This is a genomic window from Nonomuraea sp. NPDC050786, from assembly GCF_040654115.1.
Lineage (GTDB): Bacteria > Actinomycetota > Actinomycetes > Streptosporangiales > Streptosporangiaceae > Nonomuraea.
On record NZ_JBFAHJ010000007.1, the window covers coordinates 92,482 to 104,609 of the forward strand.

Annotated in this window: 14 protein-coding genes; 9 read left to right on the forward strand and 5 right to left on the reverse strand. The window is 71.1% G+C overall.

From position 1 onward, the window contains the following. The first annotated feature begins 63 nt into the window (after positions 1 to 63). The 4 genes from AB0H84_RS15860 (at position 64) to AB0H84_RS15875 (ending at position 3,674) form a co-directional block, all read left to right on the forward strand. On the forward strand, positions 64 to 447 hold the full coding sequence (locus AB0H84_RS15860; protein WP_357603849.1) for a DoxX family protein: 384 nt from the start codon (positions 64 to 66) through the stop codon (positions 445 to 447). A gap of 229 nt (positions 448 to 676) precedes the next feature. Continuing rightward, entirely contained in the window at positions 677 to 1,729 is a 1,053-nt protein-coding gene (locus tag AB0H84_RS15865) for a helix-turn-helix transcriptional regulator (protein WP_357603850.1), read from the forward strand. 126 nt (positions 1,730 to 1,855) lie between these two features. Beyond that, positions 1,856 to 3,076: an alpha/beta fold hydrolase gene (locus AB0H84_RS15870; RefSeq protein ID WP_357603853.1), complete on the forward strand. Its 1,221-nt coding sequence runs from the start codon at positions 1,856 to 1,858 to the stop codon at positions 3,074 to 3,076. Positions 3,077 to 3,104: 28 nt separating this feature from the next. Beyond that, positions 3,105 to 3,674 carry a TIGR03086 family metal-binding protein gene (locus AB0H84_RS15875; RefSeq protein ID WP_357603855.1) on the forward strand — a complete coding sequence of 190 codons (570 nt, stop codon included), beginning with the start codon at positions 3,105 to 3,107 and terminating at the stop codon, positions 3,672 to 3,674. Positions 3,675 to 3,681: 7 nt separating this feature from the next. On the opposite strand, the gene AB0H84_RS15880 is transcribed toward AB0H84_RS15875, so the two are convergent. Then, the gene (locus AB0H84_RS15880) at positions 3,682 to 4,587 is read right to left on the reverse strand and encodes a LysR family transcriptional regulator (protein WP_357603857.1); all 906 of its coding nucleotides are present in this window, start codon (positions 4,585 to 4,587) and stop codon (positions 3,682 to 3,684) included. Between the two features lie 112 nt (positions 4,588 to 4,699). Here AB0H84_RS15880 and AB0H84_RS15885 point away from each other — a divergent pair, with 112 nt between their 5' ends. After that, positions 4,700 to 6,040 carry an MFS transporter gene (locus tag AB0H84_RS15885; RefSeq protein WP_357603858.1) on the forward strand — a complete coding sequence of 447 codons (1,341 nt, stop codon included), beginning with the start codon at positions 4,700 to 4,702 and terminating at the stop codon, positions 6,038 to 6,040. Positions 6,041 to 6,080: 40 nt separating this feature from the next. Here AB0H84_RS15885 and AB0H84_RS15890 read toward each other — a convergent pair whose 3' ends face one another. Next, positions 6,081 to 6,653 carry a GNAT family protein gene (locus AB0H84_RS15890; RefSeq protein WP_357604279.1) on the reverse strand — a complete coding sequence of 191 codons (573 nt, stop codon included), beginning with the start codon at positions 6,651 to 6,653 and terminating at the stop codon, positions 6,081 to 6,083. A 45-nt stretch (positions 6,654 to 6,698) separates the two neighbouring features. After that, the gene (locus tag AB0H84_RS15895) at positions 6,699 to 7,655 is read right to left on the reverse strand and encodes a Gfo/Idh/MocA family oxidoreductase (protein WP_357603860.1); all 957 of its coding nucleotides are present in this window, start codon (positions 7,653 to 7,655) and stop codon (positions 6,699 to 6,701) included. A gap of 82 nt (positions 7,656 to 7,737) precedes the next feature. Between AB0H84_RS15895 and AB0H84_RS15900 the strand changes: the two genes are divergently transcribed. Then, a complete protein-coding gene (locus AB0H84_RS15900; RefSeq protein WP_357603861.1) occupies positions 7,738 to 8,625 on the forward strand; it encodes a LysR family transcriptional regulator in 888 nt (295 codons plus the stop codon). Here the strand turns inward: AB0H84_RS15900 and AB0H84_RS15905 are convergent. Next, a complete protein-coding gene (locus tag AB0H84_RS15905; RefSeq protein ID WP_357603862.1) occupies positions 8,619 to 9,293 on the reverse strand; it encodes an alpha/beta hydrolase in 675 nt (224 codons plus the stop codon). The two genes, AB0H84_RS15900 and AB0H84_RS15905, sit on opposite strands and share 7 nt — an antisense overlap. A 130-nt stretch (positions 9,294 to 9,423) precedes the next feature. On the opposite strand from AB0H84_RS15905, the gene AB0H84_RS15910 reads away from it, so the two are divergent. Next, complete coding sequence (locus tag AB0H84_RS15910; RefSeq protein ID WP_357603864.1) at positions 9,424 to 9,984, forward strand: hypothetical protein; 561 nt, start codon at positions 9,424 to 9,426, stop codon at positions 9,982 to 9,984. Positions 9,985 to 9,993: 9 nt separating this feature from the next. Here the strand turns inward: AB0H84_RS15910 and AB0H84_RS15915 are convergent, their stop codons facing one another. After that, on the reverse strand, positions 9,994 to 10,140 hold the full coding sequence (locus AB0H84_RS15915) for a hypothetical protein (protein ID WP_357603866.1): 147 nt from the start codon (positions 10,138 to 10,140) through the stop codon (positions 9,994 to 9,996). A 103-nt stretch (positions 10,141 to 10,243) separates the two neighbouring features. Between AB0H84_RS15915 and AB0H84_RS15920 the strand changes: the two genes are divergently transcribed. Both AB0H84_RS15920 and AB0H84_RS15925 read left to right on the forward strand, forming a co-directional pair. After that, a complete protein-coding gene (locus AB0H84_RS15920; protein ID WP_357603868.1) occupies positions 10,244 to 11,542 on the forward strand; it encodes a hypothetical protein in 1,299 nt (432 codons plus the stop codon). Between the two features lie 33 nt (positions 11,543 to 11,575). Then, complete coding sequence (locus AB0H84_RS15925; RefSeq protein ID WP_357603869.1) at positions 11,576 to 12,076, forward strand: MarR family transcriptional regulator; 501 nt, start codon at positions 11,576 to 11,578, stop codon at positions 12,074 to 12,076. Positions 12,077 to 12,128 lie beyond the last annotated feature (52 nt).

The window sequence follows — 12,128 nt, forward strand, 5'->3', positions numbered from 1 at the left end:
CCTTCCGAGGGGCTGCGTCGTCGTACTCCTGAGGCGAACAATCACCTGCGAGGAGGAACCCTCATGAACATCGCTCTATGGATCATTGCGGCACTGATGGCCGTGGCCTTGCTGTCCGGCGGCGTACTCAAGCTGACCCTGTCCAAGGGGAAGCTGGCCGCCGCTCCCGGCGGGGGATGGACCGAGGACTTCGGCGCCGGCGCCATCAAGGCCATCGGCGCCGTCGAGGCCCTGGCCGCGGTGGGCCTGGTCCTGCCCGCCGTGCTCGGCATCGCGCCGGTCCTGGTGCCGCTGGCCGCCGTCGGTGTGGTGTTGCTGATGGTCGGCGCGATGATCACGCACCTGCGCCGTCACGAGAACCGGGTGATCGTGGTGAACCTCGCCTATCTCGCCCTGGCCCTCTTCGTGGCGTGGGGCCGCTTCGGCCCTTACTCGTTCATCGGCTGAGTCAGCGCGTGCAGAGCCAGAAGATCACCAGCACGGCCCGCACGACAGTCCCCACCACGAGCAGGACGGAGTACGCGAGGAAAGCCCCCGAGAGAGACTCCCATAAGGGATATATGAATCACATCAACAAAAGCCTACACATACGGTTCAGGCAAGAGAAAAAGTGCCGACAATTACTGAATTCTAATGGCTGGTTATTCTTTTGGGCGGTAACTAGAATTCATATCTGATGGAAGAGCGAATCGCCCGCGAGCTGTGCTCGGCGCTCGGCCCGCCCGGTAACCCGGCCGAGGTTGGTGCGGCGATTTCGCACATTGTCGGACGCCGGGTGGCGCACGACGCGCTCCGGCTGGTCGGCCTCAATCCGGCGCTCGGCATCGGGCTGGGAGCGTTCAGCTTCTGGCACGAATACCAGCCTGCGCTCATCAGCGACCTGGTGCTCAACCGCTATCTGCACGGCGACCCGTGCCCGCTGCCGGTCCTCGCCCAGCAGAGCGTGCCGGTGTGCGTGGCGGGAGCGGGCACCGGCGACGGGCGGCGCAACGCGCAGATCCGGCAGGTGCTGGCCTCCCACGGGGCGGGCAGCGAACTGCGCCTGCTGATACGTGACCGCCAGGGCGTGTGGGGCCTGCTCGGCCTGCTCCGCGCCGAGGGGGGCAGGCCCTTCGGCGAGAGCGACGTCCGCCAGGTCCAGCAGCTCGCCCCCGCGCTGCTGGCGGCGCTGCGCGGATATGTGACGGCCGGCCCGCTGGCGCCCACCGTTCCGGCACTGCCGACGGGGGTCATCACGATCGGCGCTGATCACAGGGTCCGGTCGGTCTCGCCCCAGGCGCGGGCGTGGACGCGGCAGATGTGGCCGGCCGCCGGAAGCGGAGTGCCGGACTGGATCGCCGACGCGTTCTGGGTGGGGCTCTCCTTGCATGTACGGACACATACTCGTGATCCGCACGCCTGGACGCCGTTGATCTGCGCGCCGTCGGCCAATTTCGGGCGCTGGGTGCTGATCCACGGCCAGCCCCTGGATGAGAACGGCGACAGCGACGTGGCCATTCTCATCCAGGCGGCCGGCGGAAAACTGCTGCTGCCGTCATTCTGCGACTGGTACGGCATCACCGCCGGCGAACGCCGCGTCATCGAGCACCTGTACGCCGGGGCGGCGGCGAAACAGATCGCCCGCGCCCTGGGCCTGTCCACCTACACCGTCAACGACCACTTGAAATCGGTGTACCGGAAGACCCGGGCGCAGAGCCGGGACGAACTCATCGCGGCGATCGCCGGCTGATCGGCGTCGCCCCTGGCCTCCCCGCGCCAGCCAGCTCCCCCCTTAACGCAGTAGCGACTTGCGTTTGCGTCGATCCGCGCCCTACAGTTCTTCTAAACGCAGCCTCTAGCGGCTTTAGGAGCAGCCATGCAGCCTCTGTTCTTCCCCGACAACCCCCAGTTCTGGTACGAGACCCTGCGCACCTTCGGGCACATCGCCTACGGCGGCGCCGACTTCGGCGAGGTCGCGGTCACCTGCGAGCGGATCACCCCGGGCGACTACGACAGCTGGTACGACCAGTGGCTGGCCACTGCCGACAGGGTGGCCGCCGAGGCGCGGACGTCGCTCGACGACGGACACCGGATCAGCGCCCGCGACGCCCTGCTCCGCGCCTCGAACTACTACCGCGCCGCCGAGTTCTTCCTGCACGGCAACGCCACCGACCCACGCATCCGGCACGCCTACGACGCCTCGGTGACCTGCTTCCGGCAGGCCGCGACGCTGTTCACGCCGGTCGTCGAGCCGGTGCAGATCCCGTACGAGGACACCGTCCTTCCCGGGTACCTGTACCGGGTCGACGACTCCGGCGCGGCCAGGCCGACCGTGGTGATGTGCAACGGGTTCGACGGCACGGTGGAGGAGATGCACTTCTTCGGCGCCGCGGCGGCCGTCGAGCGCGGCTACAACGTGCTGGCCTTCGACGGGCCCGGCCAGCCGGGCACCCGCCACCACCAGGGCCTGATGTTCCGTCCCGACTGGGAGAACGTGGTCGGCCCCGTCCTGGACCACGCCCTGTCCCGCCCGGAGGTGGACCCGGCCCGGATCGCCTTGTTCGGCGCGAGCATGGGCGGCCTGCTCATGCCGCGCGCGGCCGCCTTCGACCAGCGCGTCGCCGCGGTCATCGCCCTGGACGGCGTCTACGACCTGGGCCACATCGCCACCGCTTCCATCCCCCTGCCGCGCGCCGAGGCCGAGCGCCGCCTGCGCGCCGAGCGCGACCCCGAGCTCGACGCCATGCTGGAGGCCGCCATGGCCGCCAGTCCGATGACGCGGTGGGCGATCGAACACGGCATGTACGCCATGGGCGTGGACACCCCGCGCGCGTTCTGCGCCACGTATCTCGACTACCACCTGCGCGACGGCGTGGCCGAGAAGATCAGCTGCCCCACGCTGGTCTGCGCCGGCGCCGACGACGGTTTCTTCCTGGGCCAGCCCGAACTGCTGTACGAGCACCTGACCTGCCCCAAGACGCTGCTGGAGTTCACCGCCGACCAGGGCGCCGACGCCCACTGCCAGTCCGGCGCACAGCGCCTGGCCTTCGCCCGCGTCTACGACTGGCTCGACGACGTCCTCGGCCACGCCGCCTGACCCCGTCCCACCTCTTCCGGAGTACGACATGACCACCGTGACCGACCAGATCGACCGCGCCCTTGACATGACCGGCGCCATCGTCAAGGGCATCACCGACGACCGGCTCGCCGCTCCCTCGCTCTGTCCCGGCTGGGAGGTACGTACCGAGCTCAACCACCTGGTCGGCGGCATGCGCATCTTCGCCGCCGAGCTCACCGGCACCGACGCCGGCGCCGACCACGACTCCGACTGGCTCGGCACCGACCCGTACGGCGCATTCGCCGCCGCGGCCGACCTCGACCGCGCGGCCTGGCGCCGCCCGGACGCGCTGGAGGGGACCGTCCGCCTGGGTTTCGGCGCGGTCCCCGGTCAGATGGCCGCGCTCATCCACCTCACCGAGCTCCTCGTGCACGGCGTCGACCTGGCCGTCGTCACCGATCAGGAGCACCTCGTCGACCAGGACTCCTGCGCGGACCTCCTGGCGATCATGCAGAGCATGGACTTCGACGCCTTCCGCCGGCCCGGCATGTTCGGCCCCGCGCTCCCCGCTCCGGCGGGCGCCCTCGCCCACCACCGGCTGCTGGCCTTCCTCGGCCGCGCCGTCATGCCACGCTGACATGCGTTCAGCCGTGGCCGCCGAGGACCTCGCGCACCAGGTCCCGCAGCCACACGTGCGCGGGGTCCATGTCGTATCGGGGGTGCCACGCCTGCGACAGCGTCATCTCCGGCAACGGGAACGGGATCGGGAACCGCACCAGCCCCAGCGCATCCACCAGCGGCCCGGTCAGCCGCTCCGGCGTCATCCCCACCAGATCGGACTGCCGCACCACCGCCAGCGCGGCCTCGAACGTCGGCACCGAGCCCGCGATGCGGCGCCTCAGCCCCATGCCGGCCAGGGTCTCGTCCACGGGGCCCGCCGCGCGGCCCCGCCGGGAGGCGATCACGTGCTCGGCCGCCGCCAGCCGCTCCGCCGTGACCGGGCCGTCGAGCAGCGGGTGCCCGGGACGTACGACGCCTACCGCCCGATCCACCATGATGGGCTCGACGCGGGTCTCCGGCGCCGGGTCCGAGATCACGGTCACCTCCAGGTCCGCGCTCCCGTCACGCAGCGCCTGCGCGTCGCCGTACCCCTCGGGGATGAAGTGGAAGCGGACCCCCGGAGCCGACCTGGCCGCCTCCGTCAGCAGTGCCACGCTGATGGCGGTGATCACCGCGTCCGAGGCCAGGATGACGAACCGCCGCACCAGCGTGGCCGGATCCAGCCGGCCCGGGGGCGTGAACACCTTCCTCGCCGCCTCCACCAGCTCCCGTACCTCCGCCTGCACGGCCAGCGCCCGCGGCGTGGGCACCATCTGCCGCCCCGAGCGCACCAGCACGGGGTCCCCCATCGCCTTGCGGATGCGGCCGAGCGTGCGGCTCATGGCCGGCTCCGACAGGTGCAGGCGCTGCGCGGCGGCCGAGACGCTGCACTCCTCCAGCAGCACGTCCAGCGCGATCAGCAGGTCGAGGCTCGGTTGCGTCTGGCGCATGTATCACCTGCCAAAGATGCATTTGAGGTAAGACCGGCGCCGAGTCTACGGTGAATCACGCGGGAGGCCTCCGCTCGACACCTCATCCTTCTCCATCGACCGGGAGTTTCGCATGCCCGCAACGATGCTGGAAACCGGACATCCGGCCCGGACCCGGATCATGGCCGTGATGGCCTCCTCCGTGATCCTCGCGGTGGCCTTGGTCGCCGCCGTCAACCTCGCCATCCCCACGATCGCCGCAAGCGACCTGCGCCCGTCGCCGTCGCAGATCCTCTGGATCGTCGACGCGTACGTCATCGTCTTCGCCTGCCTGCTCATTCCCGCCGGGGCGGCCGGCGACCGGTTCGGCCGCAAGGGGGTGCTGCTGGCCGGCATGGGGGTGTTCGCCGCCGGCTGCCTGGTGGCCGCGCTCGCCCCGGACGTCGGCACGCTGATCGCCGCCAGGGCGGTGAGCGGCGCGGGAGCGGCCATGATCATGCCCGCCTCCCTGGCTCTGACCGTGGGCGCCTACCCGGCCGCCGAGCGCGGGCACGCCGTCGCCGCATGGACCGCCGCCACCGGCGCCGCCGGGGTCATCGGCAACGTGGGCGGCGGCGTGATCATCGAGTACCTGCCGTGGCGGGCGCTGTTCGGCGTGCCGGTGCTGCTGGCCGGCGTGCTGGCCGTGCTGGTCGCCGTGGTGGTGCCGCGCGCGCCCCGCCTGGAGGCGGCGCCGCTCGACCTGCCGGGGACGGCGCTGCTCACGGCCGCGTCCGTGGCGCTGCTCACCGGAGTCATCGAAGGGCCCGAGGCCGGGTGGGGAAGCGGGCTCGTGCTGTCGGCGTTCGGCGCGGCGGTCGTGCTGTTCTGCGTCTTCGTCGGGCACCAGCTCCGCGCGCGGCGGCCGCTGCTCGACCCCCGGTTGTTCGCGCTGCCGCGCCTGCGGGCGGGGACGCTGGGGGTGGCGGTGACGTTCTTCGGGCTGTTCGCGCTGTTCTTCGTCAACGCCCGCTACCTGCAGGAGGTCAAGGGCTTCTCGCCGCTGGTGACCGGCCTGGCGATCGTGCCGCTCACCATCCCGATGATCATCCTGTCGCGCCTCTCGGGCCGCCTGCCCGCCCGCACCGCCGTCCCCGCCGGGCTGGCGGGGATCGTGGCGGGGCTGGCGATGCTGTCCTTCGCGGACGCGGCCATGCCGTACCCGGTGTACGCCGCCGGGCTGGTGGTCATAGGCGCGGCGATGGGGGTGTGCCTGCCGGTGCTGTCGCACGAGATCATGGCCGCGCTCCCGCGCGAGCGGGCCGGGCTCGGCTCCGGGCTCAACAGCGCCACCCGTGAGCTCGGCAGCGCGGTCGGGGTCGCCGTCATGGGGACGGTGATGGCCACGTACGGGATGAGCGCCGGCTACCGCGTCGTGGCGGCCGTAGTCCTGGCCGGCGCGGTGCTCGTCACATGGTGGCGCAGGCGGGCCTGAGCCCGAGCTGTCAGGACCGGCCGGGCGGGCCTGAGCCCGGTCAGGAGCGCTGGGCACCGGCGCGTGCCGACCGCCACTCCGGCGCGAGCACCGACCAGATCTCGATGTCGTGCCGCTTGCCCCGGTACGGGTAGCTCTCCCGCAGCACGCCCTCTTTCGTCAGCCCGAGCCGCCGGGCCACCGCGACGCTGGCCGCGTTCCCCGCCGCGACCTGCCACTCCACGCGGTGGATGCCCCGCTCCTCGACGGCCCAGTCGATGATCACTCGTGCGGCCCTGGTCACCAGCCCCTTGCCCACCGCCGTCGGCTCCAGCCAGCAGCCCACTTCCGCGTTGCCGAGCGTGACATCCATCGTCCGGAACAGCACCCCGCCCACCAGCGTGCCGTCCGCTGCCCAGATGCCGTAGATCCGGCCGGTGTCCGCAGCGGTCTTGTCCGCGTACGACTGGAGGTACGACCGGCTCGACTCCACGTCCGTGACGGCGTCCGGCACCTTGATGTACTGCCCGATGAACTCCCGGCCCCGCTCCATGTGAGCCAGGAACTCCTCGGCCCGCCACGGCTCCAGCGGGCGCAACTCCGCACCGTCCTCGCCCAGGGAAATCGCGTACATCATGCCCCCAACGCTCAAATCAGGCCATATCGCCAGCAGATCCTCTCACAGGGCCTGCCGGTGGAAGTGCTCGACGAGGCGCTGGACTCGCAGGCCGGCGGCGAAGTCGGCCAGGGTGGTCTCCTCGCCGCGCATGGCGCGGGCGAACTCGCTGAGCCGGGTGTGCTCGCTGCCGCGCGGCTCAGCGAGGTCGACCGTGGTCCAGTCCCGGCCGTCGCCGCGCCAGAGGCGCGACCAGTCGGTGATCCGGTACGACCGGTCGGATCCGTACAGGGTCCACTCGTACGTCTCCGGACCCGCGGCGACCTGGCCGGAGAGGCTGACGGGCACGTCGCCCGCCAGGAACAGGCCGTGGGCGGCGCACTCGGCGGCCGCGCCGTAGGTGACGTGGGTGTGGACCGGTGACAGCGGGCCCAGCAGCCGGTCGGTCAGGAACAGGTAGTGCGAGGCCACCTCGCGCAGGAACCCGCCCTGCGCCCGCCCGGCCACCCACCCGGCGCTCTCCTGGAACGCCCGGGGCCACTCGGGGAAGGTGAACCGCAGCTCGACCCCGCGCACGGTGCCGGCCTGGCCGGTGCGCAGCGCCTCCGCGACGGCCAGGGCGGCGCCGCGGTCGGACATGACGAAGTTCAGCGCGTTCACCGCGCCCGTCGCCGCGGCCACGGTCGCCATCTCCTCGCCCTCGGCCAGGTCCACGGCGAGCGGCTTCTCGGCGAAGACCGCCAGCCCCGCCTTCATGGCGCGTACCGCGTAGTCGGCGTGCGTGGCCGGCGGCGAGGCGATGTAGACGGCGTCGAGCGCGTGGCGGCCGAGCAGTTCGTCCGGGTCCCGGACATAGGCCGGCCCGGGGTGGGCGGCCCGAGCCCGTTCGACCGCCTGCTGGCTGGGATCCGCGGCCACGACCACCTCGAACCCCGGGTGCCGCTGCGCGACGTCGAGCATTTCAGCGCCCATCACGCCCAGGCCGATGACGCCGAGACGGATCTTGCTCCCCATTTCCATGTACGAATCCTCGACCATAAGGAAATTTCAGCACAAGCGATGATTTCTTAATCATTGTGAAGTGTGACTGTATGATCGGCCCATGTTGGACGTTCACCGCCTGGCCGTGCTGCGGGCCGTCGTGGAGACCGGCTCGATCCAGGCCGCCGCCGCCAACCTGGGCTACACGCCCTCCGCGATCAGCCAGCACGTCGCCGCCCTGCAGCGGGAGACGGGCACGGTGCTCATGGAGCGCAACGGCCGCGGCATCCGGCCCACCGAGGCGGGCCGGCTCCTGGCGAGCCACGCCGGGCAGATCCAGACCCAGATCGCCCGCGCCGAGACCGCCCTCGCCGACCTGCGCGCGGGCAGGACGCGCCGGCTGACCGTCCGCTACTTCGCCACCGCCGGAGCCGTCCTGATCCCGCCCGTCATCGCGGAGTTCAACCGCCGCTTCCCGGAGATCAGGGTGGAGCTGCGGCTCGGCAAGGGACTGACCGGCGAGGCCGCCGACGCCGAGATCATGGTGCTGGACGACACCGTTCAGGTGCCGGCCGGGCTGCGGGCCGTGCACCTGCTCGACGACCCCTTCCTGGCGATCCTGCCGCCGGGGCACCCGCTTGCCGCCGAAGAGGTCATCGAGCTGGGCAGGCTACGCGGCGAACCGTGGATCGACAACGAGTGGCCCACCAGCATCTGCCGGCAGACCATGCTCGACGCGTGCGGCGCGGCCGGCTTCAGCCCCAACTTCGTGGTGGAGGCCCACGACTACGCCACCGCCGTCGCCTTCGTCGCGACCGGACTGGGGGTGACCATGGTCCCCCGGCTCGCGCTCAGCACCATGCCGGCCACCTCGTTCACCTGCGTGCCGGTCACCCGGCCCGCGCCGGTCCGCTCCATCTTCGTCATCGTGAAGGAGACGACCGCGGATCATCCGCCGCTGTCGGCGTTCCTGGACCTGCTCCGCGAGGCCGCCGCCGCGCATCATTGACCCTGTCGTGGCCCGCCGGCCACGCCGACCAGGTAGTCGGCCAGCTCGCGCGGGTGCGACAGCATCGCCATGTGACTGCCGGGCAGCTCGTCCGGGACGATGCCGAGGCGCTCCTTCACATGGCGGCGGACGAAGTCCGGGGTGAAGAAGCGGTCGTCGCGGCAGAGCACGTACCTCGTCGGCACGTCCGGCCAGACCGCCAGCGGCCAGGGCTCGTGAAGCGCCCGGTCCATGCTGATCTTCTCGGCGAGCACGCGATCGTGGGCCAGCACCCGCTCGCCCAGCTCGCGCGGGACGTCGTGCAGGAAGAGCTGGTACTCGTCCCTGATGTCCGACGAGGGCCGGCCGCTGTGCTCCCACCAGTCGTCCGGCGCCTCCCCCGGACTTGGGATCATGGCGGTGACCAGCACCAGCGCGTCGGCCTTGGCGCGCGCGCAGACCAGCGGGGCCACGAAGCCGCCCCAGGAGTGGGCCACCACGACCAGGTCCCGGCGCCCGCCGACCGCCTGGACGACGGCGTCCGCGTAGTCCCAGAGCTCCGCCTGCGGGTCAGACATCGGGAGGTCCACCGCGACCGTGTCGTGCCCCTGGGCACGTACCTCGGCTTCGACCAGGTGCCAGTCGAAGGCGCTGCCACCGCCGCCGTGGATCAGAGCGAAGGTTGTCATGACTGTGCTGACCGGCGGCGCGGCGGAAACTCATCGGAGCCGCGGCGACCTTGTGGACCTGGCATAAGCTCCTCCGGTGGGCACATCACGGGCTTCGTGGCGTAACACGACACATGACTGGGCGAGTGGCGTGGATGTCGAGCACCTCGCCCATATCCGGCAGGACCCGCTCGCGTTCGCTCCTGGCGGTCTTCGCCACCTGGTCCTCGAGGTGGTCGCGTACGCGGCCGACGAGGCCGAGAGCGACGGCGGCGGGCGCTGCACCGTCACCCTCCATGCCGACGGCTCGGTCTCCGTGGCGGATGGCGGGCGAGGCACCGACACCCGCCTCGACGAGCACGGCCGCGCCGTGAAGAAGCCGATCATGGCCTCCAAGGACCTGCGCTTCTTCGACCACCCCGGCACGCAGGTGCTTCCCGACGGCCATCCGCGCCAGGGCATGTCCGTCGTCGCGGCGCTCAGCGAGTGGCTCGTCCACACCAACCGCCGCCGGGGCGGGGCATGGACGCAGCGTTACGAACACGGCGTCCCCGTGACCGATCTGGTGCCGATCGCCGACGACGGCACGACGGGCACGGTCGTCCACTTCCGCCCGGACGGACTCCCAGGCGCGGCGGACGGGGATCTGGCACGCTTGGTCTCCACGTGGGACGCGCTGTCGGTCGAGATAGACGACCGCCGCCTCCCCTGACAGTGCCGTTCAAGGACGGCGCGGCGTGTACGGGGCGAGCGCGGCGAGGTCCACGTCGGCGTCCAGCCATTTGACGATCACCGTCTCATCGCGGTCGGTGCGGGCGCGGGCGACCCGCCACGGCTCGATCCTGGTCCAGGCCACCACGTTGAGCATCGCCGATCACCTGTGTTCTGTGGGCGGTCTGGAGCCGGCCTATGGCCGCGTCCGCTTGCATGGTGTATGAGTCGATCTTAACGGGTGAACAAGGGAGACCTTCGTGGCCGAGCAGTGGATGACGTCCGCTCTGACCTGGTTCGTACGGATGGCAGCCGCATGCGCCCTGGCCGCTCCCGTGGTGTCACCCACCGGCGCGGCGGCCCTGACGACCACCACGGCGCCACTCCAACCGCTGAGCCTGACGGGGCTCGCTCTGCGCGCCGGATCCGACCCGTACACGGTGCCGCTCTCAGCGGAGTACGAGCAGGTGGGCATGGGCGGGGTGCTCAGCGGCAGCGACCGTACGGCCTTACCGGGCAGCGAGGACGCCGGCTGCGCGGCTCGGGCGGCGTACCGGCCGCTGGTGCCGGTCAGCACCTGGTTCTGCTGGGACGCCGCCGCCCAGGGCGACAAGGACGACCTCCCGCACTCTCCATGGGTGCCGCAGGGGCTGGCCACCTCCGGCGAGGCCCAGCTCGACGGCACCCCGGTCGGCAGTGAGCACAGGGCGCTCATCACCAGCTGGGCCTGGCTGAACTCGCCCGACCCGAACGCCCCCGACTACCGCACCAACTCCGTGATCCTCAAGGTCGTCGACCTCGACGATCGCCGCTACCGCAACGTCCTGCCCGTGTGGGTGGACGGCCAGGGCAAGCTGCGCCGCGTCTACGGACACGGCGGCGGGCTGGCGTGGTACGGCCCCTACCTGTTCATGACCTCCAGCTCCAACTGGAACGGCTACTCGGGCCCCGACTCCACCAAGCACACGATCCGGGTGTTCGACACCCGCAAGATCTACCGCAAGAGGGACGGCGGGGGCGGTGACTACCGTTACGTCATTCCGGAGGTACGCCACTACATCACGCCGATCCTCCTCGACTACATGTCCCTCGACCGCAACAGCTCCGGCGGCGCGAGCCTGGTCGCGGGCATGTACAAGCGCTCCAGCGGCACCTCCGCCTCCCTGGCAGGCACCAAGCTGGTCCGCTACCGCTTCCAGCCGCCGCCCGACGGCGACTACCGGCTCATCACCTCCCCCGTGCAGGCCTGGGTCTCCACCGTTCCGGCGAACCCGGCCGACGCCATCAGCGACGTGCAGGGCGTTCAGGCCGACGGCGACGTGCTCTACCTCAACATGTCGGCCGGCTCTCACCCCGGCCCGAACCCGAGCAGGCGCTTCGCCACGGTGAACGTCGGCGGCGCCGCCTCCACCTGGACGATCCACGCCCACACCAGCTGGGCCTACCGGCCGGAGGACCTGTCACTCTGGTACGGCACCGGCGAGCTGTGGGGGCAAACCGAGGGCGAGGAGGAACGGGTGGTCTTCTCCGTCAGAATCGCCGACGCCGGTCCTGCATGACAGCACTTATACAAGTCCTGTTACCGTGCGGGCATGGCGGAAGACCCGACACTCGATCCCACCGGGCAGAGCCTCTGGCGGCCGCTGCGGCTGCTCCAGGAGTCGATGGACGCGGACATCGCCCGGCTCTACACCGAGGGACAGATCGACGGACTCAAGCCCAGCTTCGTGATGGAGCTGCTCCGCCTGCACGCCCGCGGGCCGATGACCATCACCGAGCTGGCCGAGTCGGTCGGCCGGACGCATTCGGCGCTCAGCCAGAAGGTGGCCGCGATGCGTACGGCCGGTTGGGTGGAGACGGTCACGGGCGACGACGCGCGCAGCAAGAAGGTGACGCTCACGGAGAACGCCCGCGCCGTCGTCGGTCGCCTGGCGGCGGAGTGGCGGGCCACGGAGGCCGCCCTCGCCGACCTGGAGGCGGAGATCCCTTATCCGCTCTCCCGGGCCGTCACCGACATCGAGCGGGCTCTCGAGCGCAAGAGCTTTCACGACCGGATCGCCGAGAAGCTGGCCCAGGACCCCGCGTGGGACTGAGTGGACCTGGATATTCGGTTGGCAGCAGCTGACGGCGTCGTGATACTTCGGG